The following is a 26877-nucleotide window of genomic DNA, read 5'->3' on the forward strand; positions in this document are numbered from 1 at the left end:
CGACACTCGGCCCCGGAACTGCCACGGCCCTGTCACCGCGCTGTTGCGGGTGACAGGGCCGTGGCCTACCTGCGAGGACTTACTTCTTGAGCAGCTCGATCAGCGCGTCGACGTCCTTGGGCTCGAAGCCGCGGAACAGCGAGAGCGCCAGCTCGTAGTAGGAGCGGACCGGGCTGACGTACCACTTGCCGTCGACCTCGGTGGCCACCACGCCGACGCCGGTCTTCATGACCGACGAGGCGACGCGGCCGATGATCTCCACGGCGTCGGCGGGGATGTTCTTGCCGCCCTGCTGCTGGATCAGCTGCGTGATCTCGTCCGCGCAGAGCTTCTGCGTGCCCTCGCCCGGGATGTCGGCCGAGTAGCAGTCGCCCTCGCGGGTGATCGTCATGGTCTCGCCCTCGGCGGTGATCGAGAGCTTCTTGACCGTGACCTGCTTGCCGCCGGTGACGTCCTTGACGTCGGTCTCCAGCGCGTTCAGCTTGGCGCCGGTGGGCTTCTGCGTCCCGGCCTCCTTCAGCAGCAGCGGGCCGAGGTCCTGCAGCACACCGGCCTCGTCGGGCGGCAGCAGCGCGATGACCTTGGTCAGGTCGCTGTCGAGCGCCGCGTTCACCAGCTGCTTCGCGGCCTCCTCCGCGGAGCCCGCGCCCTGCGGCGCGATGCCCTGCGACGGCCACTTCAGCTTCTCCTCCTCCAGGACCGCGTTGGCGATCGTGTAGAAGGCGCTCGGGTACCACTTGTCGTCGACCTTGATCGACGCGATGCCGATCGGCGTGCCGCGCTTCTTCACCTCGGCGGTGATGTCGAGCGTCTCGGACTTCGTGGAGGTGAGGTTCAGGTCGTCGCCGAGCGCGTCCACCAGCTTGTCGGTGAGCGGGATCTTCGACGCGTCCGAGGTGATCGTGATCTTGCCCTCGACCAGCTTGTTGATGGTGAGGTGGTCGTTGACCTTCTCGGCCGCGGCCTCGTCGAACTTGATGTTCTCGCTCTTGAACTCGACGCCCGTCAGCTTGTTCGGGTCGGCGTCGGGCTTGAGGATCTCGAGGCGCTTCATCTCCTTCGTCATCGACTCCATGTAGTCCTTCGACAGCGCGGCCTCGGCCGGCGCGAGGGAGGCCATGATGCCGACGACGTCACCGCTGCCGAGCTGCTCGACCAGGTTCTTCGCCGCGACGGCCGGGGTGTCCTGGCCCGCGTTCGAACCGGGGTCGGCCTTCTTCAGCGCGAAGAACGTGACACCGCCGCCGATCAGCAGCAGCACCGCGACGACGGCCGTGACGACCAGTCCGGTGCGCTTCTTCTTGGGCGGCTCGCCGCCCATCGGCGCGTAGCCGTACGGCTGCTGTCCGTAGCCCTGCTGGGGAAAGCCCTGCGGACCCGTCTGCGGGAAGCCCTGCTGCGGGAAGCCCTGCGGCCCGGTCTGCGGGTAACCGCCCTGCTGCGGCTGCTGCGGGTAGCCGCCCTGCTGCGGGTAGCCACCCGGCTGCTGGGGCTGCTGCTGGTAGCCGCCCTGCTGGGGCTGCTGCCCGTACGGGTCGTTCTGCGGCTGCCACTGGCCGCCGCCACCACCTGGGTAGCTCACGGGTTCCCTCCTGAGGTTCTCACTGCGCTGCGCCTGGTCGAGGTGAGCACCGTGATCGCCCCCACGATCGTCAGTACGGCACCGGCAAGGGTCGTAATGGGACCGGCCGTGCTGATGCCGACCAACGAGCCCTTGCTATCCCCTTGGACCGTGGCAACCAGGGCCACGGTTCCACTGATCGTGCCAAAGAGAATCGCCGCGCACCCGGCGAATCGTGGAAATCGGACCACGTACAGGCCGACCGCGATCATGGCGAGGGGCGTCAGACCCACCCAGACCGACGTCACCACCGTGCCCGCCACCCCGTCCAACCCGGCGAAACCACGGAGCGAAAGCACCTCGTAACTGTCCCTCGTGGTCGATCCGGACTTCAGCCACGGCAAGAAAGTCCCGGTGATGGAGGTGACCAAGCCCACTGCCGCGATGGCGGCTCCCACAGCGCTGCGCACCCGACTAGTGTGAACCGATGGCCTCGGAGGCGTGCGCAGCGGCACGGGCGCTGGTCGCGTCCGCCCACCGGATCACGGTGCTGACCGGCGCCGGGGTCTCCACGGATTCGGGCATCCCGGACTTCCGCGGCCCGGACGGGCTGTGGACGCGCGACGCCGACGCGGGCCTCGGTTCCTCGCTGCAGGCCTACCTCTCCGACGCGGAGGTGCGCAGGCTCGCGTGGCGCGCGAAGCTCGGCAGTCCGGTGTGGACGGCCACACCGAACGCCGCGCACAAGGCGCTGGTGGAACTGGAACGGTCCGGCCGGTTGCGCACCGTGGTCACGCAGAACATCGACGGCCTGCACCAGAAAGCCGGCTCCGACCCGCACCGCGTGCTCGAGCTGCACGGCACCCTGCACGCGACCGTGTGCCTGGGATGCGGGGCCACGGGGCCGATGCGCGACGCGTTGAAGCGCGTGGCCGAGGGCGAGGAGGAGCCGGACTGCCCGCGCTGCCGGGGCATCCTCAAGTCGGCCACGATCTCGTTCGGGCAGGAGCTCGACGGCGAGGTGCTGCGCCGCGCCCGCCTCGCCGCCCTGGATTGCGACGTGCTGCTGGTGGCGGGAACATCGTTGTCGGTGCAGCCCGCCGCGGGCCTCGTGCCGTTGGCGGCCAAGGCGGGTGCGCAGGTCATCATCTGCAACGCCGAGCCGACGCCGTACGACGACGTGGCGGCGGTCGTGCTGCACGAACCTGTCGGAGACGTGCTTCCGGATCTCAGCTCCGTTCCTCCATCCGGGGGAGGCCGATTCTCGTCCTGGGGAGATCCGAGCACCTGGTCGTAGGGTCGGGCCCATGCGCGTACCGCTGATCACCACGGACTTCCTGGACCGGGCGTCGTTCGCGTTCGCGGCGACCACGGCGACGATCGACGAACCGGACCAGCCCGCGAAGCCGGTCGCGACGACGACGTACGCGGAGATGGCGACCCGCGTGCGCGCGTGGCAGGCCGGGTTCGACGCGCTGGGCGTCGGCGAGGGCGAACGGGTCGCCGTCGTCAGCCACAACTCCGCGCGGATGCTCGAGCTGCTGCACGCGCTGCCCGCCAGCGGGCGGATCTGCGTGCCGGTGAACTTCCGCCTGCGCCCCGACGAGGTGAAGTACATCGTCGAGCACAGCGGCGCGTCGGCGTTGTTCGTCGACCCCGAACTGGAACTCGACGACGTCGTGGCGCGCCACCGGTTCACGCTCGGCGAGGAGTCCGAGTCGCTGCTCCGGTTCGATGTGGAGCCACGGCCGTGGAGCGCGCCCTCGGAGGACGCGACGGCCACGATCAACTACACGTCCGGCACCACCGCGCGGCCCAAGGGCGTGCAGCTGACGCACCGCAACATCTGGCTCAACGCCGTCACGTTCGCCATGCACACCCGTGCGTGGGAGGGCGACGTGTACATGCACGTGCTGCCGATGTTCCACTGCAACGGCTGGGGGATGCCGTTCGGGCTCGCGGGCCTGGGCGTGCCTCAGGTGGTGCTGCGCAAGGTCGACGGCGCCGAGATCCTGCGCCGTGTGCGCGACCACGGCGTCACGCTCATGTGCGGCGCACCGGCCGTGTGGAACGCCGTGCTGGACGCCGCGCAGACGTGGGACGGCGAGATCCCCGGCCGTGACACCGTGCGCATCGTGTGCGCCGGCGCTCCGCCGCCCTCGCGCACGATCCAGCGCGTGACCGAGGAGCTCGGCTGGGAGTTCCTGCAGATCTACGGCCTGACCGAGACGGCGCCGCTGCTCACCTTCAACCGCGCCCAGCCGGGGCCGCAGGGGGAGGAGAAGGCGAGGCTGCAGTCCCGTGCGGGCGCGCCGGCGCTGGGCGCGAAGCTGCGGATCTCGGAGAACGGCGAGGTCATGGCCCGGTCGAACGTCGTCATGGAGGGCTACTGGGACAACCCGGAGTCCACCGCGGACGCCATCGAGGACGGCTGGTTCCACACCGGCGACGGCGGCCACTTCGACGACCAGGGCTACCTGACCATCTCGGACCGCAAGAAGGACGTGATCATCACCGGCGGCGAGAACGTCTCGTCCATCGAGGTCGAGGACTGCCTGTTCTCGCACCCGGCCGTCGCCGAGGTCGCGGTCATCGGCGTGCCCCACGAGAAGTGGGGTGAAACGATCAAGGCGCTGGTCGTGCTCTCCGGCGAGGCCACCGAGGCCGAGCTGATCAAGCACTGCAAGGAGCGGCTCGCCGGGTACAAGGCGCCGACGTCGATCGAGTTCCGCGACTCCATCCCGCGCACGGCGACCGGCAAGATCCAGAAGTTCAAGCTCCGCGAGCCGTACTGGGCGGGGCGCGACCGCGGCGTCAACTGACAACGGGAACTAGTCCATACCGGCGACACGCCGGACTCCGATCGTCCCAAAAGGACCACCGACCGTGTTCCACTGTGACACGTGTGGTTGACGGTGCGTTAGTTCCTGATGCGCCGGATGCGTCTGATTGGTCTAATGCGGTCGGAGGTGATGTCCCGTGCTGACACGACTCTCCGCCGTCGTCGCGGTGCTGATGACGGCTGTCCTCGCGGGGACGGCCGGCGCGGTTCCCCCGCCTCCGCCCAACCCGAGCGACGCCGAGATCTCGGCGTCGCGAGCCGAGGCGGACGCGAAGGCGGCGCGCGTCGGCGAGCTGACCGGGCGCCTGACCCAGGCCGAGTCGCGCCTGCAGGAGCTGCTCGACGACGTCTCGTACAAGCGCGAGCTCGCCAACAAGGCCCGCGTCGACCTGGAGACGGCGATCTCCGAGGCCGAGGCCGCCCGCCGGGACGCCACCAACGCCCGCGTCGAGGCCGACGCGGCCACCGCGGCCGTGGAGAAGAGCCGCAAGGAGCTCGACGACTTCGCGGCGGCCTCCTACGCGCAGGGCAGCACCGTCGGGTCGTTCTCCGCGTACCTCGGCGCCAAGTCGCCCGAGGACCTGCTCGCCCGCGCCCAGCTGCTGGAGGCGGTGTCGGCGTCCAGCCTGAACCGGCTCGACCAGGTCACCCGCGACCAGGGCACCGCCGCGAACCTCGACGCCTCCGCCCGTGCCGCGCTGCAGAAGGCCGAGACCAAGCAGGCCGCGGCGGACGAGGCGAAGAAGGTCGCCGAGCAGGCCCAGCAGGCGGCCGTCGAGGCGCACTCGTCGCAGGCCGCGGTGACCGGGGAGCTGCAGTCGAACAAGGAGGCGGTCGAACGCGAGCTCGCCGCCGCCCGCGGCGCCGTGAGCGGGCTGGAGGCGCAGCGCCGGCAGTACGACCAGTGGTCCGAGGCGAAACGGCGCGAGGACGAGGAGAACGCCCGCCGCGCCGCCGCCGCTGCTGCCGCCCAGGCCGCGCCCAAGCCCCAGTCGCCCCGCCCGATCGCGTCGGCTCCCGCCCCGTCCGGCAACCGCGTGCAGACCGTGATCAACCGGGCGCTCGCCCAGCGCGGCGTCATCTACGCGTGGGGTGGCGGCAACTACTACGGCCCGACGTACGGCGTGCGCGACGGTGGCGTCGCGGACTCGTTCGGCGACTACCGCAAGATCGGCTTCGACTGCTCCGGCCTGATGATGTACGCCTTCGCGGGCGTCGGCGTGTACCTGCCGCACTACAGCGGCTACCAGTACAACTCCGGCCGCAAGGTGCCGCTCTCGCAGATGGCGCCCGGCGACATGATCTTCTGGGGACCGGGCGGCGGCACGCACGTCGCGCTGTACCTGGGCGGCGGGATGATGGTGGAGGCGCCGCACTCCGGTGCGGTGGTGCGGATTTCGCCGGTGCGGTACGGCGGCATCATGCCGTACGTGACTCGCCTGCTCTGATTTTCGCGCCGGTTCGGTTCCGCCGAAGTCGTTCGCGTGTGGTGATCTCGTCGTGCATGATGTCGCTCCGCGATTCAGCGGCATCATGTGGACCTGGGGGATTCACCATGCGCGTGGCCGCGTTGTGCGCTGCCGTCATCACCGTCCTGACGGCCGCCGTGCCCGCTCAGGCACAGTCCGGCTGTGTCTGGAGACCGACCGACCTGCCGCTCCCGGCGACCGCGCCCAGCGGGACGCTGAGCGCCGCCAGCCCGGACGGCCGGTACTTCGCCGGGCAGGTCGAGGAGGGCGTGCTGCTGCTCTGGCACGACCGGGAGCTGATCGAGCTGCCGGGCACGGAGAGCGCCTGGCGGGTGGCCGGCGTCAACGGGAGCGGCCACGTCGCCGCCATCGACGACGCCGGTTCCTTCGTGTACCGCGACGGTGCCAAGCAGCACCTGCCGGTGCCCGCCGGGCGCAAGGGCTTCGCCAAGGACATCAACGAGCTCGGCGACGTCATCGGCTACCTCGACGGCGGGAGCACGACGATCGTGTGGAAGGCCGCGAACCCCGGCACGTACGAGCTGATCGAGACCGCGGACGCCGTCGGGATCGACGACGAGGGCCGCATCGCGTTCCGCCGCGGGGTGATCCGGTCGGCCGACGGCACGAGGGTGGAGATCGCCGGCTATCCCGCCGTGCAGATCGAGAAGTTCGAGAGCGGCAGGGTGGTCGGCCGCGTCGACCGCGCGTTCACCAAGCTGCGGGAGTGGACGCCCGCAGGAGCGGTGGTGCGCGACTACGTGATCAACCCGAGCAGCCCGATCGGTATCAACCGCGACGGCCTGCTGGCCAGCGGGTACTTCAAGTCCGGCAACAGGTACGGCGCGTGGCAGGGCGACGCGCTCGTCGGTGACGTCGGCTCCAGCGCCGACCTGCACGTCGTGGGCGTGACGGACACCGGCCTGCTCGCGGGCTTCCGCAGGTGGCGTGCCGAGGACAACTTCTGGGGACCGTCCACCTGGGCCTGTTCCTAGCCGGTGCCGGTGGCCCGCTCCCGCGAGCGGGCCACCCGCGGTCATGAAGTCCGCAGGACGCGCGTCCAGAGCTGACCGGTGACGTCGTGGCCGAAGCTGTGTTGCGGGGTCTCTTCCACCAGGTCGAAGCCGTGCGCCTCGTAGATCTTGCGGGCCGACTTGAGGCCGTCGACCGTCCACAGCACCATGCGCTCGTAGCCGGCGTTCCGCGCGAAGTCGACGCACGTGCCTACGAGCTTGTTGCCCGCGCCGTGCCCACGCGCGTCCGGGTGCACCAGCAGCACACGCAGCTTCGCAGTCGTGTCGTCCTCACGGACGCAGAACACGCATCCGACGCGTTGGCCGTCGAGCTCGGCGATCCACGCTCCCTCTCTCGCGGGGTCGTGGTCCGTCGCGTAGTCACCGACGATCTTGGCGACCAGCGCCTCGAACGAGGTGTCCCAGGCGAACTCCCGCGCGTAGAGCTCGCCGTGCGCCTGGACCACCCAGCCCAGGTCACCGGGCCGGCCGAGTGGGCGGATCTGCATCATGCCTCCACTGACACGAGTGTTTCAGTAATGCGAGAATAGCCCCATGCCGTCCGCCCGTGAGACCGAACTGCTCGAAGCCGCCTACCGGTACGTGCTCACCCACGGCCTGGCCGACGTGTCGCTGCGGCCGCTGGCAGCCGCGATCGGGTCGAGCACGCGCGTGCTGCTCTACCTGTTCGACAGCAAGGAAGGCCTGGTCAAGGCATTGCTGGCACGGGCGCGCGCCGACGAGCTGGCGTTGCTCGCCGACATCGGCACCGGACCCGGCGTGGTCGACCGGCTGTGGGACTGGCTGTCCGCGCCCGCGCACCGGCCGTTGCTGACGTTGTGGCTGGAGGCGTACGCACGCTCTCTCGTGGAGCCTGACGGGCCGTGGGCGGGCTTCGCGCGCGCGACCGTGGAGGACTGGCTGGAGGTGTTGCGGGCCGCTCAGCCCGAGGAGGTGCGCGATACCGCCGAGGGGCTGGCGTCACGCACCCGTGAGCTCGCGTTGTTGCGGGGCGCGCTGCTCGACCTGCTGGCGACGGGCGAGGCCGAGCGCGTTCTCAGCGCAGTTCGAGGATGACGTGGTCGACGGATTCCTGACCGCCGGGACCGTGGTGGCCGATGATCTCGACGATCTTGTCGAACAGCGTCGGACCTTCGCCGCGCCGCGCCGCCTCGATCCTCGTGCGGACGCTGTCGCGGTTGGCGGGGTGGCAGATCCGAAGCACCTCTTCGAGCCACTCGACCGTGGCGGGGTGCCCGAGCGCGACCCTTGACCGCGCGGAGTTGCGCCACTCGAAGACCCAGCCGAGATCGGGTGTGCCGAAACCGCCGCGCAGGATGTCGTTGAAGGCGTCGAGGTTGCCGTCCCACGTGTGGTCGTCGAGCAGTTTCGTGAACTCGCGGGCGAAGCCGTCGAAGTCGGTGAACAGGGCGCCGTCCACGACCAGCACGGGCAGCTCGCCCGGTTCGGCCGTGAAACCGAGCCGAGTCACCATCTCCGCGGTGTCGGTGTCGCCCTCTTCGACCTGGACGAGCACGCCGGAACCCGTCGCGCGCAACGAGGCCGCGACGGCCGCCGTGACGAGCGGTCCGGGTGCGACCGAGGCGTGGGAGAGCCAGGTCTTGCCCATGTGGGCGGTGACGAGGGACGCGGCCACGACGCCGTCGGCCTCCACCACGAAGCTGGACTCCGGCCGGCCGAAGAGGCGCCACCAGCCGACTTCCGACTCGCCCAGCAGGCCGACGAGCGCCTCGTGGTCCTCGTCGCGGACCGGGCGCACACCGGTCGTCGGCAGATCCGGCACCGGACCCGGCGCGCGGCGGTAGATCGTTGCGTTCACTCGGCTAGTTTGACGGAGTGAAGGTAGTGATTTTCGGTGCGTCCGGAATGGTCGGTCAGGGCGCGTTGCGCGAGTGCCTGCTCGACACCGCCGTGGAATCCGTTGTGACCGTGGGACGTTCGCCGTCGAGCGCGAGCCATCCCAAGCTGCGCCACGTCGTGCACGCCGACTTCGGGGACCTGTCGCCGGTCGCCGCGGAACTGGCCGGCGCGGACGCGTGCTTCTACTGCATGGGCGTGACTTCCGCGGGACTGACCGAGGCCGAGTACACGCCCGTGACGCACGATTACGCTGTGGAGGCCGCACGGGTCGTGGGTGGCACCTATGTGTACGTGTCCGGTGAAGGTGCCGACGCCGACAGCAAGACGATGTGGGCGCGCGTCAAGGGACGTACGGAGAACGAGCTGCTCGCGTTGGAACGGCCCGTGTTCGTCGTGCGGCCGGGTTTCATCCAGCCGCTGCACGGGATCACGTCGCGCACACGCATCTACCGCTACCTCTACTCGTGGTCCTCGTGGCTGTTCCCGGTGCTGCGGAGGGTGGCGCCGAAGTACGTCACGACCACGGAGTTGCTGGGACGGGCGATGGTCGCGCTGGCCAAGGGCGCGCACGCGGACCGCGTGCTGCGCAGCGACGAGATCAACCGGGTGGCGGGATGACGCTCGACGAGGCGATCCGCGCGTACCAGGAGGACGGGTACGAGGTCACGCACGTCGTCGAGTCCGTCTGCGGCGGGTGTCGCGGCACGTCGTTCACGGTGCAGCTGACCGAGGACCAGGCGATGCGCCGGACGTGCCTCGGGTGCGGGCTCGCGGAGTTCATCGGTGACTCCGAGGAGCACTGGGACGAGGACGACGCGGAGGAGTGCGCGTGCACGTGCGGCGGCGAGGAGTTCGCCGCCGCACTCGGGTCGTCGTGCCTGCCGGACGGCGAGGTGCGCTGGCTGACCGTCGGGTTGCGGTGCCTGGGGTGCGGGCTCGCCGGCGTGTACGAGGACTGGAAGATCGACTACCTGCCGAGCAGGCACCTCGTCACGCGGGCCTGACGCTCGGCGTGCGAGGTCCGGCCCCCGTCGTTACGCTCGGTCGCCATGGGTGAGTTCAAGATCGGCGACACCGTGCAGATCACCGGCGCGACCATGACCGGCAACGTCGGCACGGTGGTCCACTTCGACGACGACCGGGGCAAGATCCTCGTGCGCGTCACCGACCAGACGCAGAACTACTTCTCGGCCGACGAGCTGAAGAAGTTCTCCGCCTAGGACTTGAAGGCGTCCTCGGTCTTCACCACGCCCGCGGTGCGGCCCGGCGCCGTGTGGTTCTCCCAGTAGAGGTTCGTGTGCGCGATGACCTTGTCCGGGGTGGGGGCGCCCCACTCGGACTGGTCCTCCGTCGTGTGCGCGTCGCTGACCAGCAGCGCGTCGTAGCCGCGCACGATGGCGCCGTGCAGCGTCGAGCGGATGCACTCGTCGGTCTGCGCGCCGGACACCACGAGGCTGCCGATCCCCTTGCCCGCCAGCACTTCTTCGAGATCGGTCGCCTCGAACGAGTCGGCGTAGGTCTTGTGCACCACCGGTTCGCCCTCGGCGAGCTTCAGCTCGGGCACGAACTGCCAGGCGTCGGACTCCTTGGGCATGAACTCGGCACTGCTGTGCTGGACCCACACGACGTCTACACCGGCGGAGCGCGCCTTGTCGACGAGCGCGGCCACGTTGGCGACGACCTCGTCTCGGTTGTGGGCGTGATTGACCACGCCGTTCTGCACGTCGATCACGAGCAACGCGGTGTTGGGGCGGTTCGCCAGAGTCGTCACCCGCGTCAGCTTAGGCCTGTCACCGCTGCGTGCAAGGGTGTTCGTCGCCTGTGGACGGGCGCACTCGTGTGGCTCAGCGTGAACGCAGACGACGCAACATCCGTGCGTCTTCGAAGCCGACGTTGCGTGCCGCGGTCTCCACCGTGGCGCCCTGCCCGATGAGGTGTTCGGCTCGTTCGACGCGTAACGCCTGCTGGTACTTCAACGGAGTCATGCCCGTCGCACGGCCGAAGAGCCGCGTCACGGTTCGTTCGCTGCACCCGGCGTAGAGGGCCAGCTCCGCGAGCGAGAGGCGTTCATCGAGCCGTGACTCGATGACGTCCTGAATGCGGTGCACCGTCTCGTTGACGTGCGAACGGTGCCGCAGCAACACGCTGGCTTGCTGGTCGTCACCGTTCCTGCGCGCGTAAATGACCATCGTGCGCGCGATCGCGGCGGCGACCGTAGGCCCGTGGCGCACGGCGACCAGGTGCAGCGCGAGGTCGATTCCGCTCGCGATGCCCGCCGACGTCACGACCCTGTTGTCCTCCACGAACAGTACGTCGCGCACGACCTGTGCGGCCGGATAACGCCGTGCGAGCTCCTCTTGCAGTTCGTGGTGCGTGGTGCAGCGCCGTCCATCGAGCAAACCCGCGCGCCCCAGCGCATCCGCCCCGGCACACACACTCGCCACCGTGCCGCCCGCGTCGTGATGCGCGCGCACCCACGCCAACGCACGCGCGCTCAACGGCCCGGTCCCCACGATCGTCGGCGACCGCCACCCCGGCACGAACACGAGGTCGTCCACTTCGAGAGAGGGCAAGTCACGCGACGCACCGAGCGGCACGCCCTGATGGCTGAGCACGGTGTCCGCGTCGCCCACGTACGACAACACGTACCCGCCCACGAGATCGGCAGCGCTGGAGAACACCTGCGCCGGCCCCGCGAGGTCGAGCAGGTGCACTCCCGGTACGAGCAGGAAGACGACTCTGGTCACGATCCGGTCAGCGTAGCGACATCCGAGATCCGCGCGAAGCGCCCGGCCAGCACGTACTCGGTCCGCTCGATGATCTGCTCGACCCCGATCACCTCGCCGGTCCGCCAGTGCGGCAGCGGCATGGTCGCCGTCGCGTCCGTCACGAACGTCATGTCGAACCCGAGGTCCGACCCGACGCGCGTCGTCGTCTCGCAGCACTGCTCGGTCCGGATGCCGCTGACCAGCAACTCCCGCACACCGCGCTGCGTGAGCGTCTGCTGCAGGTTCGTGGTGGTGAACGCGTTGTGCGCGGTCTTGGTGAGGACCGGCTCGTCGTCGAGCGGCTTCAGGCCGTCGATCAGCCGCACGTGCCCGAGCGCGGGGTCGAAGACGTCACCGGTGCCGGGCTCGGAGTGCAGCACCCACACGACGAGGTCGCCGTTGTCGCGGCTCAGGTCGACCAGCCGGTTCACCTGACCGACGACGTCCGGGTTCGACACCTCGGCCCAGTTGGCGCGCTGGCGGAAGGACTCCTGGACGTCGACGACGATCAATGCTCGCTTCATGCCCACCAGCCTGGTCGCGGGCGGGAGGCGGGAACAGGCACGGGCCGGGCGAGGAGCGGACGGATCCGGTCACCGCGCCAAGATCACCTGTGGCTAAAGCCGTCGCCGCCCAGCGAACCCCAGGTCCGCCCGGTGGTACCAGGTCAGCTCGCGGTCGCCCTCCACCCAGCACAACAGCACCGGCACACCGTCGCGCTCGGACGGGAAGTCCACGAGCAGCGGCGCGAAGCCCTTCAGCTCCGCCCCGGTCCCCTGGACCGCCTCCATCAGCTCGTCGAGCCGCGCCTGCGCCGCCTTGAACTCCGGCAACCCGCCGAGCGCCGAGCCGCCCACCGCGAGCTCGGCCGCGTCGGCGCGCAGGCGGACGATCTCGTCCAGCACCGGCAGGAGCCGCGCGAGTTCGGTCCTGGCTTCGTCCAGCGTGAACAGTCCCACGGCGTCAAGGCTGGCACAGTGGGCGGAATGACGTGGCGACTGGGTGACCTCACCGTGAACCGGGTCGGGTTCGGCGCGATGCGGCTGCCGCAGCGGGGGACGGCGTTCGACCCCCGTGCCGAGCCGCGCGGGCGGGACCAGGCGGTCGAGGTGTTGCGCACGGCGGTGGAGCTCGGGGTCAACCACATCGACACGGCCGCGTTCTACTTCTCGGCCACGAGGTCGGCCAACGAGCTCATCAACAGCGCTCTGTCGCCGTACCCGGAGGACCTGGTGATCGTCACCAAGGTCGGGCCCGGTCGCACGCCGTCGGGGGAGTGGTTGCCGCTCGCGACGCCGCGGCAGCTGCGCGGGCAGGTCGAGGAGAACCTGCGGCAGCTCGGGCGCGACCACCTCGACGTGGTGAACCTGCGGATCAGCGGGCTCGACGACCTCAGCGCGCACTTCGAGGCGCTCGCGCTGCTGCGGCAGGAGGGGCTGGTCCGGCACCTCGGGCTGTCCAACGTCCGGCCGCACCACCTCGACCAGGCCCAGCGGATCGACGAGGTCGTGTGCGTGCAGAACTCCTACGGGCTCGGGCACCACCCCGAGCAGGACGACTTCCTCGGCGTGTGCGGGGAGCGCGGGATCGCGTTCGTGCCGTTCTTCGCGCTCGCCGGGGCGAACCAGGAGGCCGGCACGTCGGCCGAGGACGACGTCGTCACGGACATCGCACGGGACCGGCACGTCACGCCCGCCCAGGTCCGGCTCGCGTGGACGCTGGCGCGCGGGCCGCACGTCCTGGTCATCCCCGGCACGGGGGATCCGCGCCACCTGCGGGAGAACGTCGAGGCGGGCTCGCTCGACCTGACACCGGAGGAGCTCACCCGCCTCGACGCCGCGCACCTCAACGGCGGCTGATCCGGCTGAACAACCACGTGGCCCAGCCGAACGCCGCGAGCAGCAGGCCGCCCGACCACGCCAGCGCGAGCCAGCCGGAGGTGACCGGCTGGTCGTTCAGCAGGGCGCGCACGGTCTCGATCACCGGCGTGATCGGCTGGTGCTCGCTGACGGCGCGCAGCCAGGACGGCATCGTCGCCACCGGCACGAACGCGCTGCTCAGGTACGGGACGAACAGCATGAAGAACCCGAGCAGGCTGGCCGACTCGACGGTCCGCGCGATCACACCGAAGCCCGCCGCGAGCCACGACAGCGCGAGCACGTACAGCGCCAGCAGCCCCATCGCCAGGACCCAGGACCCGGCCGAGGCCGAGGGCCGGAAGCCCATCAGCAGCGCCACCAGCACGACGGCGGACGTCGCGAGCGCGTTGCGGGCGACTGAGGCGACGACGTGGCCGGTCAGCACGGAGAACCCGCTGATCGGCATCGAGCGGAACCGGTCGACCACGCCCTTGCGCATGTCGTCGGTCACCGACATCGCGGTGGACGTGGCGCCGTACCCCGTGCACAGCACCAGGATGCCGGGCACCACGTAGTCCACATAGGACTGCGTCGGGCTGATCGCGCCGCCGAACACGTACACGAACAGCGCCATCATCAGCACCGGCAGCACGATCGCCATGATCACGAGGTCGAGGTTGCGGCGGCTCAGCCGGATGCTGCGGCCGACCATCGTCAGCGAGGCGGTCATGCGGCCACCGCCGTCAACGAGGTGAACACGTCGTCCAGGGTCGGGCGGTGCGCGGACACCCGCAGCACGCCCACCCGCGCCACTCGCAGGTCGTCCAGCACGCGGTGCAGGTGCGCCGCGCTGCCGTCGGACGGCACGCTCAGTGTCGGCCCGTCCACCACCCCGCCGACCACGTCCCGGGCGCGCAGGGCGTCCTCGGCGCACGAGAACACGAGGTCGAGCCGGGTGCCGCCGACCGAGTTCTTCAACGCGTCCGCGGTGCCGTCGGCCACCACGCCCCCGTTGTGCAGCACCACGATCCGGTCGGCCAGGCGGTCGGCCTCCTCCAGGTACTGGGTGGTGAGGAAGATCGTCACGCCGTCGCGCACCAGGTCGCCGATCGCGTCCCACATCGTCGTGCGGCTGACCGGGTCGAGGCCGGTGGTCGGCTCGTCCAGGAACAGCAGCCGCGGCCGCGCCACCAGGCTCATCGCGAGGTCGAGGCGCCGCCGCATGCCACCCGAGTACGTGCGCACCCGGCGGTCCGCCGCGTCCACGAGGTCGAACCGCTCCAGCAGCTCGCCTGCTCGGGCGCGTGCCGCAGACCTGCTCGAACGACGCAGCCGGCCGATCATCACCAGGTTCTCGCGGCCGGTCTGCTCCTCGTCGACCGCCGCGTACTGGCCGGTCAGGCTGATCACGCCGCGCACGTCCGCCGCGGAACGCACCACGTCGAACCCGCACACCCGCGCCGCGCCGCCGTCCGGCCTGGTCAGCGTGGTCAGGATGCGGATCGTGGTGGTCTTGCCGGCGCCGTTCGGCCCGAGCAACGCGAGCACGGACCCTTCCGCGACCTTCAGGTCCAGCCCGGCCAGCACCGCGGTCGAGCCGTACCTCTTCGTCAGACCCTCTGTCTCGACGATCATCGAACCCCCTTTTATGCGTACCTCATACGCAAAACCCAAATTAGCGTATGGCATACGCATCTGTTTGACTAGGGGGTATGAAGAGGGGGCGCAAGCCGACCATCGACGCCGCCGACATCACGCGAGCCGCCATCGCGGTCGCGGACGCCGAGGGGCTCGCCGCCGTGTCGATGGCCCGCGTCGCCCAGGAGATGGGCAACGCCACGATGGCCCTCTACCGGCACGTGAAGAGCAAGGACGAGCTGCTCCAGCTGATGGCGGACGCCGCGTTCGACGAGCCGCCGCCACTGCCGGAGGGGGAGTGGCGCGGCAAGGTCGAGGTGTGGGCGAAGGCGTTGCTCGCCGGCATCCGCAGACGCCCGTGGTTCCTGCAGATCCCGCTGAACGGCCCGCCGAGCGGCCCCAAGAGCCTGCTCTGGTTCGACAGAGCGCTGGGGGCGCTCGACGGCACCCCGCTCGAGCCGGGGGAGAAGGTCGGCGTGGTGATGAGCCTGATGACGTTCGTGCACGGCGAGGCGTGGCTGAACATCGCGCTGACGCAGGGCTTCGAGCAGGACCCGGCCCAGTTCAGCCGCGAGTACGGCGAGCGGCTGCGCGCGATCGCCGACCCGCGCCGGATGCCCGCACTCGCGAAGATCGTCGCGGCCGGCGTGTTCGACGTGGACGACCTCCTCGACGCCGACGACATGGCGGCCGAGTTCGACTTCGGCCTGCACCTGTTCCTGGAAGGCATCGCGGCGCACATCGGAGGGCGGTCGTGACGTACGCGGTGATCGTCCTGACCGGCGGCAAGGGTGAGCGGCTCGGCGGCGTCGACAAGGCCGCACTGTCCTTCCGGGACGCCACGCTGCTCGACCACGTCCTGTCCGTTGTGGACGACGCGACGCGGAAAGTCGTTGTGGGGCCGGAGAAGGATCTGCCCGGTGTGACCTGGGCGCGCGAGGACCCGCCGGGAGGCGGTCCGCTCGCCGGACTGGCCGCGGGGCTGGCGGAGGTCACCGAGGAGTGGGTCGCGGTGCTCGCCGTGGACCAGCCGGGACTGACGAAGGACACCATCGCGCGGCTGCGCGCGACCGGTCGCAACGCGGTGCTCAGGGACGACCGGGTGCAGTGGCTGATCGGCTACTGGAACGTCGCCGAGCTGCGCGAAGCCCTGCCGGACGACCCGGCGGACCTGCCGCTGCGGCGGACCCTGCTCGCGCTCGACCCCGTCGAAGTGTCCGCTTTGCCCGGTGAGGCGCGGGACGTCGACACGCCGGACGACCTGGACACCCTTCACAGCGGTTGAACAGGCGAAGAGTAAGACTGTCAACGATCGGTAAACCCTGTTCCGCATGGAGGCCCGCACGTGACCGAGCCCGCCGCCGAGGCAACGCCGAACGCATCGGCGCCCGTCACCCCGGCTCGTGACGCCCAGCTGCTCGAACGCACCGTGTTCGAGGTGAAGCGGGTGATCGTCGGCCAGGACCGGCTCGTCGAGCGGATGCTCGTGGGTCTGCTGGCCAAGGGCCATCTGCTGCTCGAAGGTGTGCCGGGCGTCGCGAAGACGCTCGCCGTGGAGACGTTCGCCCGCGTGGTCGGCGGGTCGTTCTCCCGCGTGCAGTTCACGCCCGACCTGGTGCCCGCCGACATCCTCGGCACCCGCATCTACCGCCAGTCCAGCGAGGCGTTCGACGTCGAGCTCGGCCCCGTCGTCGCGAACTTCGTGCTCGCCGACGAGATCAACCGCGCGCCCGCCAAGGTGCAGTCGGCGATGCTCGAGGTCATGGCCGAGCGGCACGTGTCCATCGGTGGCAAGACCTTCCCGATGCCGAACCCGTTCCTCGTGCTGGCGACCCAGAACCCGATCGAGAACGAGGGCGTGTACCCGCTGCCCGAGGCGCAGCGCGACCGCTTCCTGTTCAAGATCCAGGTCGAGTACCCCACGGCCGAGGAAGAGCGCGAGATCGTCTACCGCATGGGCGTCGAGGCGCCCACGCCGAACCAGGTCCTCTCGCCCGAGGAACTGGTGCGCCTGCAGGGCGTCGCGTCGCGCGTCTTCGTCCACCACGCGCTCGTCGACTACGTGGTGCGCCTCGTGATCGCGACCCGCGCCCCGGCCGAGCACGGCCTCACCGACGTCGCCGGCTGGGTCGCCTACGGTGCCTCACCGCGTGCGTCGCTCGGCATCATCGCCGCCGCACGTGCCCTCGCGCTCGTGCGCGGCCGTGACTACGTGCTGCCGCAGGACGTCGTGGACGTCGTCCCGGACGTGCTGCGCCACCGCCTCGTGCTCTCGTACGACGCGTTGGCCGACGGCGTGCCGATCGACCACATCATCACCCGCGTGCTCCAGATCGTGCCGCTGCCGCAGGTGTCGGCCCGTCCGCAGCAGCCGGTCCCGGCTGGTAGGCAGTGAGCCGCGAGAAGGCCGAGGAGCGCCCTTCGTGGGCGCCGCCCGTGCTGCGCGGCGTCCGCATGGAGGCCGCGCTGCGCATGCTCGAGCTCGACGTCCGGCGCCGCCTGGACGGCCTGCTGCAGGGCAACCACCTCGGCCTCGTGCCGGGACCGGGCACCGAGCCCGGTGAGGCGCGGACCTACCAGCCCGGCGACGACGTGCGCCGGATGGACTGGGCGGTCACGGCGCGCACGACGGTCCCGCACATCCGCGAGACGGTCGCCGACCGCGAGCTGGAGACGTGGCTCGCGGTCGACCTGTCGCCGTCGCTCGACTTCGGCACCGCCGCCTGCGAGAAGCGCGACCTCGTCGTCGCCGCGACGGCCGCGGTCGCACACCTGACGCGGGGCGGCGGCAACCGGATCGGCGCCGCGGTGTCGACCGGTGCCGAGAGCATCCGCATCCCCGCGCGCGGCGGCCTCGCCCATGCGCGCGGCATGATCCGCAAGATCGCCGAGACGCCGCGGGCCGAAGAGGGCACGCGCGGCGACCTGGCGGCGTTGCTGGAACAACTGCGCCGCCCGCCGCGCCGCCGCGGCCTGATCGTGGTGCTCTCCGACTTCCTCGGCGGCATGGAGTGGCAACGGCCGTTGCGCGCCCTGTCCGCCCGGCACGACCTCGTGGCGATCGAGGTCGTCGACCCGCGTGACGTCGACCTGCCCGAGGTCGGCACCGTCGTGCTGTCCGACCCGGAGAGCGGCCGGCAGCGCGAGGTGACCGCGTCCGCGTTGCTGCGCAAGGAGTTCAACGCCGCGGCCGCGGAACACCGGGCCGAGGTGGCGGCGGGACTGCGCCGCGCGGGCGCCGGGCACCTGGTGCTGCGGACCGACTCGGACTGGATCGCGGACACGGTTCGTTTCGTGGTGGCGCGCAAGCGCCGCTGGTCTGGGGGTGTCGCGTGAGCTTCTCGAACTTCGTCGCCCCGGGGTTCTTCTTCCTGCTGATCGGCGTCGCGGCGCTGACCTCCGGCTACGTGGCGGCGCAGTCGATGCGCCGCAAGCGGGTACTGCGGTTCACGAACCTGGAGCTGCTGGAGAAGGTCGCGCCCAAGCGGGAACGCTGGTCGCGGCACGTCCCGGCGGCGTTCCTGTTGGCCGCGCTGGCGTTGCTGACGGTGGCGCTGGCCGGTCCGACGTCCGAGCAACGGGTGCCGCGCAACCGCGCGACCGTGATGCTCGTGGTCGACGTGTCGCTGTCGATGAAGGCCACCGACGTGAAGCCGTCGCGCCTGGAGGCCGCGCAGGTGGCCGCCAAGTCGTTCGCCGAGGGCCTCACTCCGGGCATCAACCTGGGCCTGATCTCCTTCGCGGGCTCCGCCACGGTGCTGGTCGCGCCGACCACCGACCGCGCCGCCGTCTCGCAGTCGATCGACGGGCTCAAGCTCGCCCAGTCGACCGCGACCGGCGACGCGCTGGTGGCCGCGATGGCGTCGATCGACTCGTTCGGCAAGGTCGTCGGCGGCGCCGAAGGTCCTCCGCCCGCCCGCATCGTGCTGATGACGGACGGCAAGGAGACCGTCGGCACGCGCAAGGCGTTCGACGCGGCCGAGGACGCGAAGAAGGCCGGGATCCCGATCTCCACGATCTCGTTCGGCACCGAGGACGGCGTGGTCGACATCGAGGGCCGGCAGCAGTCCGTGCCCGTCGACGACGACTCGATGAAGGAGATCGCGAAGATCTCCGGTGGCGAGTTCTTCAAGGCCGCCTCGGCTGAGGAGCTGCGCCGCGTCTACGACACGCTCGGCGAGCAGATCGGGTACGAGAAGAAGCAGGCGGACGCGTCGAAACCGTGGCTGCTGCTCGGCACGATGACGGCGATGTTCGCCGCCGCGGCCGCGTTGGTGCTGGGTCAGCGCCTGCCGTAGATCAGCTCCACGACCCCGTTGCCGAACGCCCTGGTGCTCCCCAGCGCCAGGGCGTTCGGCTTCCGGAAGAACGGTGTGCCGGCGCCGATCGCGACCGGGTTGAGGTAGAGCCGGACCTCGTCGACCAGGTCGTGCTCGAAGAACGTCTGCAGCAGCTCGTTACCGCCCACCATGACGTCACCGGGCAGCGCGCGGATCTCGGCGGGGTCGACCTCGGTGCGGGTCTCGGTGTTCCAGCCGGTGAACGTCTTCGTGCGCGAGTACACGATCTTGCGGGCGTTGCGCCAGATCGGCGCGAAGTCGCGCATCGCCTGCGGCCACTCGGGGTGGTCCTCGGCGTGCGGCCAGGCGCCGAGCATCAGCTCGTGGTTGCGGCGGCCGTCGACGAACGTGCCGAACTTCGCGAGCTCCGCGTTGATGTGCAGGTGCAGCTCGTCGCTCATGTGGTGCCAGTCGATGTCGTGGTCCGGGCCCTCGAAGAAGCCGTCCAGCGAGACCGACGCCATGGTGCTGATCATCCGTGAAGCCTCCGGTATTCCGCCGCCGCGCCGGGGTGCAGCGGCACCTTGCCCGTGTCGATGAGACTGCGCACGTCGAGGTACTGGGTGCCGAGCGCCTGCTGCGGCACGAGTTCCGCAGCCCGGCCGACGAGCAGCCGCACGACCGCGCCCGCGTACTCGGCGCTGAGATCAGGCCGGCACACCAGCAGGTTCGGCGTGCCGATCGTGGGCACGTCGGCGGGGGAGCCGTACACGCCCATGCGGACGTCCACGCGTTCGTAGACCTTGCCGTGCTCCTGGCGCAGCTTCGGCAGGAAGCCGTCGAGCGGGAGTAGCCGGATGCCGCTCGCCTTGTCGAGCTCCGGGGTGGGGACGCCGCCGGACCACAGCAGGGCGGCGATCTCCCCGGACTTGAGGGCGTCGACGGCGTTGCGCAGCGGGTAGTGCTCCTCCTGGACGCCGAGCCCGAGCCGGGAACCCTGCAGTGCCGCACCGGACCCGTCCGCGCCGAGGGACACCGGCTTGCCGACGAGGTCGGCGGCGGTCGTGTACGGCGAGTCCTTCAGCACCACGAGCTGCAGGTAGTTCTCGTACACGCGGCCGAGGGCGACGAGGCCGGGTTCCATGTGGGCGCTGTCGCTGAGGGACAGGCCGATGTCCGCGGTGCCCTCGCGGAGGTGTTCCAGGTTGTCGGCGCTGCCGCCGGTCTGGATCGGCGTGATGGTGAGCGGGCTGGGGGCGAGGCGCGAGAGCAGGGCGGCGAAGTCGTGGTAGAAACCGCCGGGTTCGCCGCCCGCGATCCGGATGGTGCCGGACGGCTCGCTCGTGCCGCACGCGGTGAGGGCGAGCGTGCCGAGGAGGAACGTCCTGCGCTTCACAGCAGCGGCTCCTTCGGCAGCTCGACCGTGGCCACCAGGCCGTTGTCGGTGTGCAGCTTCAGCTTCCCGTCGTGGGCGGTGACGATCCGTTCCGCGATCGCGAGCCCCAGTCCCGTGCCGCGCCGTGAGTCGTCGCCGCGCCAGAACCGTTCGGTGGCGTGCTTGATGTCCTTTTTGGACAGGCCGGGGCCGTTGTCGCGCACGGTGAGGGTGGCGCGGTCGCAGATCACGGTGACCTCGGTCGCGCCGTACTTGATGGCGTTGTCCAGCAACACGTCCAGCACCTGGGCCAGGTCCGACACCGCGCACCGCACGAGTCCGGGCGTCCGGTCGTCGATGGTGATCGTGACGCCCTCGGCCTGCGCGGCGGCCCGCCAGGCGTCGACCCGGTCGTGCGCCACGACCTGGAGGTCGGCGAGCTCGGGCTCGACGCCGCCTGCCGCCCGTTCGGTGGCGGTGCTCTCGGCCGAGGCGAGCGCGAGGAGCCCGTCCAGCAACGACTCCAGCCGTTCGACCTCGGTGAGCAGCGAGCCGTTGGACGGCAGCATGTCGACGCGCAACCGCAGTGCCGCCATGGGGTTGCGCAGCTGGTGCGAGGCGTCGGCGATCAGTCGGCGTTGCTGGTCGGCGGCCTCGGCGACGGCGTCGGACATGCGGTTGAACGACTCCGACAACGCCCGCAGCTCGGCCGGACCGGCCGTGTCGGCCACGTGCGTGCGCCGCTGCCCCTCCGCGACGGCCCGGACACCCCGGTCGAGCTCCTTCAACGGCCGCAGCAGCCACCGCGACACCACGAGTGCCAGCAGCACGCACGCGCACGCCGCCAGCAACGCCCCGGCCAGCACGAGCGCCCACCGCCGTGCCACGTCCAGCGCCGCCACCTCCGTGGAAGCCCGCAGCACCACCGCACCCGCGACCTTCGTGCCGATGCCGACGGGCCGGGCGAACAGCACGTCCCCGCCGCTCCACGGCAGCACGGTCGGCACGGCCCTTGCCGGCTGGTTGCGCAACGCGGCGTCGATCTGCGCGGACACGTCCCGCGCCGTCATGCCCGACTCGACGACGGGGGTGCCCGCCGCGTCGACGACCACGATCTCCTCGCCGTAGACCTCGGCGTAGCGCTCGGCCTCGGACACCACGACGTCGACCGGCAGGGTGGCGAAGCGGTCCAGGTCGGCGGTGCGGCTGATCACGAACTGCTGGGTGCGCTCCGAGGCCACGCTCATCAGCAACGGGAAGGCGAACGCCGTCACCGCCGAGAGCGAGAACAGCAGCAGCACCAACAGCAACCGTTGCCGCATCTACTCACCGAGCCGGTAGCCGAAACCGCGGATCGTGTGCAGCAGCCCCGGCCGGTCGAGCTTGGCGCGCAGCTGCGTGAGGTGCACGTCGAGCGTCCGCGACACGGCCACGAACGCGTTGCCCCACACCTCGTCCATCAGCTGCTGCCGGCTCACCGCCGTGCCGGGCCGCCGCGCCAGCACCGCCAGCACGTCGAACTCCTTGGTGGTCAACGAGATCTCCCGCCCGCCGACCACGACCTGACGGCTCTGCAGGTCGATCTCCACATCGGACACCCGCACGAGCTCGTCCGGTTCCTGCGACCGCGCCGCACTGCGCCGCGACACCGCGTCGATGCGGGCGAGCAGCTCGGCCAGCCGCACCGGTTTGACCAGGTAGTCGTCCGCGCCGAGCCGCAGCCCGCGCACCACCGTGCGTTCGTCGCCGCGAGCGGTCAGCACGAGCACCGGCACCGGGTCGATCTTGCGGAGCTTGCGCAGCACCTCCAGGCCGTCCTGGTCGGGCAGGCCGAGGTCGAGCAGCACCACGTCGGCGTCGCGGTGGGCGATCAGCGCGTCGGAGCCCCGGCGCACGCGGGAAGGCCGGTGCCCGTTCGCCCGCAGCGCTTCCACCAGGGCGTCGGCGACACCGTCGTCGTCTTCGACCAACAGCACCCGCATTCGAGCAGTATCGGTCATGGCGGTCGTTTCCGTGGTGTGTAGAGGCGCTTAAGCGACTGTAAATATGCCTGTTCGTCGGTGCCGAGGTCCGCCCTCGCCGCCTCGACGAACAGGACGACCTGCTGTCCGTACCTCGCCTGCGGCTCGTCGCCTCCCGAGTGCGTGGCGACCGTGCGTGACCTCCCGGAACATCGTGTCGGAAGCCGAACCTACCGCCACCGATCACTGCCGTGCGTGTCCGCCAAATGGCCCTAAGTGACTGTAAAGAAGGCTCCGGGCCGGTTGTGACGGGCGCGGAGCCGTCGCGATGGTGTCCGGCATGACAGTGGTTCAGGAGAAGAGCGGCGAACGCCGAGTGGTGGCGAACGTGCTGCGCGGGTCGGTCGGCAACCTCATCGAGTGGTACGACTGGTACGCCTACACAGCGTTCAGCATCTACTTCGCGGCGGCGTTCTTCCCCAAGGGCGATCAGACCGCGCAACTGCTCAACACCGCCGCCGTGTTCGCCGTCGGCTTCCTCATGCGCCCGCTGGGCGGCTGGCTGCTCGGCCGCTACGCCGACCGGCACGGACGCCGGGCCGCGCTCACGTTGTCCGTCACGCTGATGGCCGCGGGCTCGCTGATCATCGCCCTGACCCCGTCGTACGCCTCGATCGGTGTGGCGGCACCGGTCCTGCTGGTGCTGGCCCGGTTGCTGCAGGGGCTCTCCGTCGGCGGTGAGTACGCGACCTCGGCGACCTATCTGTCCGAAGTGGCCTCTCCGGCACGCCGCGGGTTCTACTCGAGCTTCCAGTACGTGACGTTGACGGCCGGGCAGCTGGTGGCGCTGGGCGTGCAGATCGTGTTGCAGCAGTTCCTGTCCAAGGCGGAGATGACGGAGTGGGGCTGGCGGATCGCGTTCGTCATCGGCGCGACCGGGGCGATCGTCGTGATGTGGCTGCGGCGCGGCATGGACGAGTCGTCGAACTTCGAGAAGCAGAAGGAGAGCCAGGACAAGGGCACCTTCAAGGCGTTGCTCAAGCACCCCAAGGAATGCCTGCTCGTCGTCGGCCTGACGCTCGGTGGCACGGTCGCGTTCTACACGTTCACCACGTACCTGCAGAAGTTCATGGTGAACACGAGCAAGATCGACGCCGCGACCGTCAGCTGGATCAACTTCGCCGCGCTGCTCGTGTTCGTGGTGCTGCAACCGCTTGCGGGTGCGTTGTCGGACCGGATCGGCCGGCGCCCGCTGCTGCTCGGGTTCGGCGTGCTGGGCACGCTGGCGACCGTGCCGTTGCTGTCGACGCTCGCGCAGACCTCGGAGGCGCTGCCCGCGTTCCTGCTGATGCTCGGCGGCCTGGTGATCGTCACCGGCTACACGTCGATCAACGCGATCGTGAAGGCCGAGCTGTTCCCGACGAACATCCGCGCGCTCGGCGTCGGCCTGCCGTACGCCCTGACGGTGGCGATCTTCGGTGGCACGGCCGAGTACGTGGCGCTGTGGTTCAAGCAGGCCGGGATGGAGTCGGTGTTCTTCTACTACGTCGCCGGGTGCGTGCTGATCTCCCTGCTGTTCTACGGGTTCATGCGCGAGACGTCGAAGGACTCAGTCCTCGACCGGGAGTAGCGCGGCGAGCGCGCCGGCGAGGTGCACCGGCCTGCGTTCGGTGGTGTGCCGGATCTGCGTGCGGCAGCTGAAGCCGTCCGCGATCACCAGCGCGTCCTCGTTGGCGCGCAACGCGGGCAGCAGGTCCTGCTCGGCGCACGCGATCGAGACGTCGTAGTGGCCCTTCTCGAACCCGAAGTTGCCGGCCAGGCCGCAGCACCCCTGCACGACCGTCGGCTTCAGGCCCGCCTTCGCCATCGCGGCGCGGTCGGGCTCGAAGCCGAGCTCGGCGTACTGGTGGCAGTGGGTCTGCACGACGGCCTCCCGTGCGCCGTCGAACTCCGGCAGCTTCGGGGCGACTTGCTCGGCGAACGTCTTCGTGGCCTTGGCAAGCGCTTGCACCGCCGGGTCGTCCGACAACCTCGGCCCCTCGGCGCGCAGGAACGCCGTGCAGCTCGGTTCCAGGCCGATCACCGGAACGCCCTGGCTCGTCCACGGCAGCAACGCCCGCGCCGTGCGTTCGAGCACCCGGCGGGCCTTGCCGAGCTGACCGGTCGAGTGCCACGTCAGTCCACAGCAGACGTTCATCGACGGCACCTCGACGCGGTTTCCGAGGTGCGCCAGCACGGTCGCGGCGTCGAGGCCGACACCCGGCTCGAAGTGGTTCGTGAACGTGTCGGGGAACAGCAGCACCGGATCGCCCTGGCCCATCGGGTGCAGTTGGCGGACCAGGCGGGTGGTCTGGCGCGGCAGCTCGCGTTCCGGTGTGATGCCCGCGAACCGGCCGAGCTTCGCGGTGAACCGGTTGACGAGCCCGTATTTCAGCCACGTCGGCAGCCAGCCCATGGCGTAGTGGGAGAGCGGCCTGACGCGCTTCTTGTAGTGCTCGTGCAGGAACTCGGCCTTGTAGCTCGCCATGTCGACGTCGACCGGACAGTCGCGCTTGCAGCCCTTGCACCCCAGGCAGAGGTCGAGCGCCTCGGCCACCTCCTTGGAGCGCCAGCCACCCTTGATCACGTCACCGTTGAGCATCTCGAACAGCAGATGCGCGCGGCCTCGCGTGGAGTGCTTCTCCTCCTTGGTGACGCGGTAGCTCGGGCACATCACGCCGCCGCTGGTGTTCAGGCACTTGCCGACGCCGACGCACCGGCGCGTGTCGCTCGCGAACTCCGCTCGCGTCGGGATCCTCGGCGGAGCCACGAGCACCCGCAGGTCGTCGTCGAGCTTGAGCGGCTCCACGATCCGGCCGGGGTTGAGCAGGTTGCGCGGGTCGAACGCGCGCTTGAACTCGCCGAACGCCCTGATCGCCTCCGGCGGGTACATGCGGCCGAGCAGCTCGGACCGCGCCTGCCCGTCGCCGTGCTCGCCCGACAGGCTGCCGCCGTGGCTCACGACCAGGTCGGCGGCCTCCTCCAGGAACGCGCGGTGGCCGTGCGAGAAGTCGAAGTCGATCCGGACGTGGATGCACCCCTCGCCGTAGTGGCCGTAGGTGATGCCGCGCCGGCCGTACCGCGTGAGCAGCTGGTCGAACTCGCGCAGGTAGGTGCCGAGGCGTTCGGGCGGGACGGCCGAGTCCTCCCAGCCCGACCACGCCTCGCTGCCGTCGGCCATGCGGGTGGCGAGCCCGGCGCCGTCCTCACGGATCCGCCACAGCGCCCGCTGGTGCGCGGGGTCGTGGATGATCATCGAGTTCTTCGTGATCCCGGCGACGCGCTCGGGGTTCTCCTCGACCTCGACGAACAGCCAGCTGCGGCCTTCCGGCAGGTCGGGGCGGGAGCGCACGCTCCGCACCAGTGACTCGTTGAGGCCCTCGATCGCGAGGGCGTCCTCGATCTGCATGACCTGGTCGGCGGCCTCGTAGGTGTCCGCGAAGCCGAGCACGACGAGAACGCGGCGCTCCGGCCGGCGGACCAGCTTCAGTTCCGCGCCCAGGAGCACGACGCACGTGCCCTCGGTGCCGACGAGTTGCTGCGTCAGCGTCGGGGCGTCCAGCGCGTACCCGCTGACCCGGCGGCTGAGCCGGGGGAACCACGCCGAGTCGTGCGACGGCAGCGCGAGCTGTGGTGGGTTCGCGGTGTCGAACGTGCGGCCATCGACCGTGAGCACACTCAGGTTCGTGACGTTCTCACTGGTCTTGCCCCACTTCACCGAGTGCGCGCCGCACGCGTTGTTGCCGATCATCCCGCCGATGGTGCACCGCGAGTGTGTGGACGGATCGGGGCCGAACAGGTGGTCGCCCGCCGCCGCGTTGATCCGGTCCAGGACCGCTCCCGGCTGGACCAGCGCCCGGTCGCCGGAGATCTCGAACGAGTGGAGGTACCGGCTGAAGTCGAGCACCAGCCCGGTGCCGCAGGCGTTGCCCGCGATGGACGTCCCGGCGCCCCGGCTGGTGATCGGCACGCCGTGCTCCGCGGCCAGCCCGACCGCCGCGACCACCGCGTCCGTCGTGCGTGGACGGACGACCACCCGCGGCACGTGCCGGTAGTTCGACGCGTCCGCCGAGTACAGCGCCCGGCTCGCCGGGTCGTCGAGGACGTCACCGTCCACGTCGCGGCGGAGTTGATCGAGGAAGGCCCGCATCACCCGATCATGCCCCGGCTGGTGTGACATGTCCCCGCCGA

Annotated in this window: 30 protein-coding genes; 15 read left to right on the top strand and 15 right to left on the bottom strand. The window is 70.4% G+C overall.

Annotated elements, in window-relative coordinates; genetic code table 11:
- Nucleotides 1-79: 79 nt before the first annotated feature.
- The gene (locus tag ABZX02_RS33355) at nt 80-1582 is read right to left on the bottom strand and encodes a flagellar basal body protein FliL (RefSeq protein ID WP_355304217.1); all 1503 of its coding nucleotides are present in this window, start codon (nt 1580-1582) and stop codon (nt 80-82) included.
- Nucleotides 1579-2031, bottom strand: coding sequence for a hypothetical protein (locus tag ABZX02_RS33360; protein ID WP_355304219.1), 453 nt, complete (start codon nt 2029-2031; stop codon nt 1579-1581). The genes ABZX02_RS33355 and ABZX02_RS33360 overlap by 4 nt, the downstream gene beginning before the upstream one ends.
- A gap of 17 nt (nt 2032-2048) precedes the next feature.
- Here ABZX02_RS33360 and ABZX02_RS33365 point away from each other — a divergent pair, with 17 nt between their 5' ends.
- From ABZX02_RS33365 to ABZX02_RS33380, 4 genes are all read left to right on the top strand, one after another.
- Entirely contained in the window at nt 2049-2858 is an 810-nt protein-coding gene (locus ABZX02_RS33365) for a Sir2 family NAD-dependent protein deacetylase (protein WP_355304221.1), read from the top strand.
- 10 nt (nt 2859-2868) lie between these two features.
- Nucleotides 2869-4383 carry an AMP-binding protein gene (locus ABZX02_RS33370; RefSeq protein WP_355304223.1) on the top strand — a complete coding sequence of 505 codons (1515 nt, stop codon included), beginning with the start codon at nt 2869-2871 and terminating at the stop codon, nt 4381-4383.
- A gap of 157 nt (nt 4384-4540) precedes the next feature.
- Nucleotides 4541-5851 carry an NlpC/P60 family protein gene (locus ABZX02_RS33375; protein WP_355304225.1) on the top strand — a complete coding sequence of 437 codons (1311 nt, stop codon included), beginning with the start codon at nt 4541-4543 and terminating at the stop codon, nt 5849-5851.
- A 107-nt stretch (nt 5852-5958) separates the two neighbouring features.
- A complete protein-coding gene (locus ABZX02_RS33380) occupies nt 5959-6867 on the top strand; it encodes a hypothetical protein (protein WP_355304227.1) in 909 nt (302 codons plus the stop codon).
- Between the two features lie 41 nt (nt 6868-6908).
- Here ABZX02_RS33380 and ABZX02_RS33385 read toward each other — a convergent pair whose 3' ends face one another.
- Complete coding sequence (locus ABZX02_RS33385; protein WP_355304229.1) at nt 6909-7394, bottom strand: GNAT family N-acetyltransferase; 486 nt, start codon at nt 7392-7394, stop codon at nt 6909-6911.
- A gap of 46 nt (nt 7395-7440) precedes the next feature.
- Between ABZX02_RS33385 and ABZX02_RS33390 the strand changes: the two genes are divergently transcribed.
- Nucleotides 7441-7962 carry a TetR/AcrR family transcriptional regulator gene (locus tag ABZX02_RS33390; protein WP_355304231.1) on the top strand — a complete coding sequence of 174 codons (522 nt, stop codon included), beginning with the start codon at nt 7441-7443 and terminating at the stop codon, nt 7960-7962.
- Here the strand turns inward: ABZX02_RS33390 and ABZX02_RS33395 are convergent.
- The gene (locus ABZX02_RS33395) at nt 7943-8725 is read right to left on the bottom strand and encodes a hypothetical protein (RefSeq protein ID WP_355304233.1); all 783 of its coding nucleotides are present in this window, start codon (nt 8723-8725) and stop codon (nt 7943-7945) included. The two genes, ABZX02_RS33390 and ABZX02_RS33395, sit on opposite strands and share 20 nt — an antisense overlap.
- A gap of 17 nt (nt 8726-8742) precedes the next feature.
- Between ABZX02_RS33395 and ABZX02_RS33400 the strand changes: the two genes are divergently transcribed.
- The 3 genes from ABZX02_RS33400 to ABZX02_RS33410 are packed head-to-tail and all read left to right on the top strand — an operon-like array spanning nt 8743 to nt 9986.
- Nucleotides 8743-9384: an epimerase gene (locus ABZX02_RS33400; RefSeq protein WP_355304235.1), complete on the top strand. Its 642-nt coding sequence runs from the start codon at nt 8743-8745 to the stop codon at nt 9382-9384.
- Nucleotides 9381-9770 carry a hypothetical protein gene (locus ABZX02_RS33405; RefSeq protein WP_355304237.1) on the top strand — a complete coding sequence of 130 codons (390 nt, stop codon included), beginning with the start codon at nt 9381-9383 and terminating at the stop codon, nt 9768-9770. Before ABZX02_RS33400 ends, ABZX02_RS33405 begins: the two co-directional genes overlap by 4 nt.
- Before the next feature lie 45 nt (nt 9771-9815).
- Nucleotides 9816-9986: a KOW motif-containing protein gene (locus tag ABZX02_RS33410; RefSeq protein WP_355304239.1), complete on the top strand. Its 171-nt coding sequence runs from the start codon at nt 9816-9818 to the stop codon at nt 9984-9986.
- Here ABZX02_RS33410 and ABZX02_RS33415 read toward each other — a convergent pair.
- The 4 genes from ABZX02_RS33415 to ABZX02_RS33430 form a co-directional block, all read right to left on the bottom strand.
- Entirely contained in the window at nt 9983-10537 is a 555-nt protein-coding gene (locus tag ABZX02_RS33415; RefSeq protein WP_355304241.1) for an isochorismatase family protein, read from the bottom strand. The genes ABZX02_RS33410 and ABZX02_RS33415 overlap by 4 nt on opposite strands.
- A gap of 73 nt (nt 10538-10610) precedes the next feature.
- The gene (locus ABZX02_RS33420; protein ID WP_355304243.1) at nt 10611-11513 is read right to left on the bottom strand and encodes a DJ-1/PfpI family protein; all 903 of its coding nucleotides are present in this window, start codon (nt 11511-11513) and stop codon (nt 10611-10613) included.
- Nucleotides 11510-12058 carry an isochorismatase family protein gene (locus tag ABZX02_RS33425; protein ID WP_355304245.1) on the bottom strand — a complete coding sequence of 183 codons (549 nt, stop codon included), beginning with the start codon at nt 12056-12058 and terminating at the stop codon, nt 11510-11512. The genes ABZX02_RS33420 and ABZX02_RS33425 overlap by 4 nt, the downstream gene beginning before the upstream one ends.
- Nucleotides 12059-12151: 93 nt before the next feature.
- Nucleotides 12152-12493 (bottom strand): DUF2203 domain-containing protein, encoded by a 342-nt coding sequence (locus ABZX02_RS33430; protein ID WP_355304247.1) that lies wholly within the window; start codon nt 12491-12493, stop codon nt 12152-12154.
- A gap of 27 nt (nt 12494-12520) precedes the next feature.
- Here ABZX02_RS33430 and ABZX02_RS33435 point away from each other — a divergent pair, with 27 nt between their 5' ends.
- The gene (locus ABZX02_RS33435) at nt 12521-13393 is read left to right on the top strand and encodes an aldo/keto reductase (RefSeq protein WP_355304249.1); all 873 of its coding nucleotides are present in this window, start codon (nt 12521-12523) and stop codon (nt 13391-13393) included.
- Here ABZX02_RS33435 and ABZX02_RS33440 read toward each other — a convergent pair.
- Both ABZX02_RS33440 and ABZX02_RS33445 read right to left on the bottom strand, forming a co-directional pair.
- A complete protein-coding gene (locus ABZX02_RS33440; protein ID WP_355304251.1) occupies nt 13380-14123 on the bottom strand; it encodes an ABC transporter permease in 744 nt (247 codons plus the stop codon). The genes ABZX02_RS33435 and ABZX02_RS33440 overlap by 14 nt on opposite strands.
- Nucleotides 14120-15028: an ATP-binding cassette domain-containing protein gene (locus ABZX02_RS33445; protein WP_355304253.1), complete on the bottom strand. Its 909-nt coding sequence runs from the start codon at nt 15026-15028 to the stop codon at nt 14120-14122. Before ABZX02_RS33445 ends, ABZX02_RS33440 begins: the two co-directional genes overlap by 4 nt.
- 77 nt (nt 15029-15105) lie before the next feature.
- On the opposite strand from ABZX02_RS33445, the gene ABZX02_RS33450 reads away from it, so the two are divergent.
- From ABZX02_RS33450 to ABZX02_RS33470, 5 genes are read left to right on the top strand one after another with little or no spacing between them, the layout of a single operon-like run.
- Nucleotides 15106-15789, top strand: a complete 684-nt coding sequence (locus ABZX02_RS33450; protein WP_355304255.1) for a TetR/AcrR family transcriptional regulator — start codon at nt 15106-15108, stop codon at nt 15787-15789.
- Nucleotides 15786-16316 carry an NTP transferase domain-containing protein gene (locus tag ABZX02_RS33455; protein WP_355304257.1) on the top strand — a complete coding sequence of 177 codons (531 nt, stop codon included), beginning with the start codon at nt 15786-15788 and terminating at the stop codon, nt 16314-16316. Before ABZX02_RS33450 ends, ABZX02_RS33455 begins: the two co-directional genes overlap by 4 nt.
- Before the next feature lie 60 nt (nt 16317-16376).
- Nucleotides 16377-17426: a MoxR family ATPase gene (locus ABZX02_RS33460; RefSeq protein WP_355304259.1), complete on the top strand. Its 1050-nt coding sequence runs from the start codon at nt 16377-16379 to the stop codon at nt 17424-17426.
- A gap of 59 nt (nt 17427-17485) precedes the next feature.
- Nucleotides 17486-18367: a DUF58 domain-containing protein gene (locus ABZX02_RS33465; protein ID WP_355304399.1), complete on the top strand. Its 882-nt coding sequence runs from the start codon at nt 17486-17488 to the stop codon at nt 18365-18367.
- Nucleotides 18364-19329 carry a VWA domain-containing protein gene (locus ABZX02_RS33470; protein WP_355304261.1) on the top strand — a complete coding sequence of 322 codons (966 nt, stop codon included), beginning with the start codon at nt 18364-18366 and terminating at the stop codon, nt 19327-19329. Before ABZX02_RS33465 ends, ABZX02_RS33470 begins: the two co-directional genes overlap by 4 nt.
- On the opposite strand, the gene ABZX02_RS33475 is transcribed toward ABZX02_RS33470, so the two are convergent.
- The 4 genes from ABZX02_RS33475 to ABZX02_RS33490 are packed head-to-tail and all read right to left on the bottom strand — an operon-like array spanning nt 19314 to nt 22668.
- On the bottom strand, nt 19314-19847 hold the full coding sequence (locus tag ABZX02_RS33475) for a dihydrofolate reductase family protein (protein WP_355304263.1): 534 nt from the start codon (nt 19845-19847) through the stop codon (nt 19314-19316). The two genes, ABZX02_RS33470 and ABZX02_RS33475, sit on opposite strands and share 16 nt — an antisense overlap.
- Nucleotides 19844-20707 carry a TAXI family TRAP transporter solute-binding subunit gene (locus ABZX02_RS33480; RefSeq protein WP_355304265.1) on the bottom strand — a complete coding sequence of 288 codons (864 nt, stop codon included), beginning with the start codon at nt 20705-20707 and terminating at the stop codon, nt 19844-19846. Before ABZX02_RS33480 ends, ABZX02_RS33475 begins: the two co-directional genes overlap by 4 nt.
- Nucleotides 20704-22008 carry a HAMP domain-containing sensor histidine kinase gene (locus tag ABZX02_RS33485; protein ID WP_355304267.1) on the bottom strand — a complete coding sequence of 435 codons (1305 nt, stop codon included), beginning with the start codon at nt 22006-22008 and terminating at the stop codon, nt 20704-20706. The genes ABZX02_RS33480 and ABZX02_RS33485 overlap by 4 nt, the downstream gene beginning before the upstream one ends.
- Complete coding sequence (locus tag ABZX02_RS33490) at nt 22009-22668, bottom strand: response regulator transcription factor (RefSeq protein ID WP_355304269.1); 660 nt, start codon at nt 22666-22668, stop codon at nt 22009-22011. It abuts the gene before it with no gap.
- A 319-nt stretch (nt 22669-22987) separates the two neighbouring features.
- Here ABZX02_RS33490 and ABZX02_RS33495 point away from each other — a divergent pair, with 319 nt between their 5' ends.
- The gene (locus tag ABZX02_RS33495; RefSeq protein WP_355304271.1) at nt 22988-24277 is read left to right on the top strand and encodes an MFS transporter; all 1290 of its coding nucleotides are present in this window, start codon (nt 22988-22990) and stop codon (nt 24275-24277) included.
- Here the strand turns inward: ABZX02_RS33495 and ABZX02_RS33500 are convergent.
- Nucleotides 24257-26836 (bottom strand): FAD-binding and (Fe-S)-binding domain-containing protein, encoded by a 2580-nt coding sequence (locus ABZX02_RS33500; RefSeq protein ID WP_355304273.1) that lies wholly within the window; start codon nt 26834-26836, stop codon nt 24257-24259. The two genes, ABZX02_RS33495 and ABZX02_RS33500, sit on opposite strands and share 21 nt — an antisense overlap.
- Nucleotides 26837-26877: the final 41 nt, after the last annotated feature.

It is taken from the genome of Lentzea sp. NPDC003310 (assembly GCF_040610935.1).
GTDB lineage: Bacteria > Actinomycetota > Actinomycetes > Mycobacteriales > Pseudonocardiaceae > Lentzea.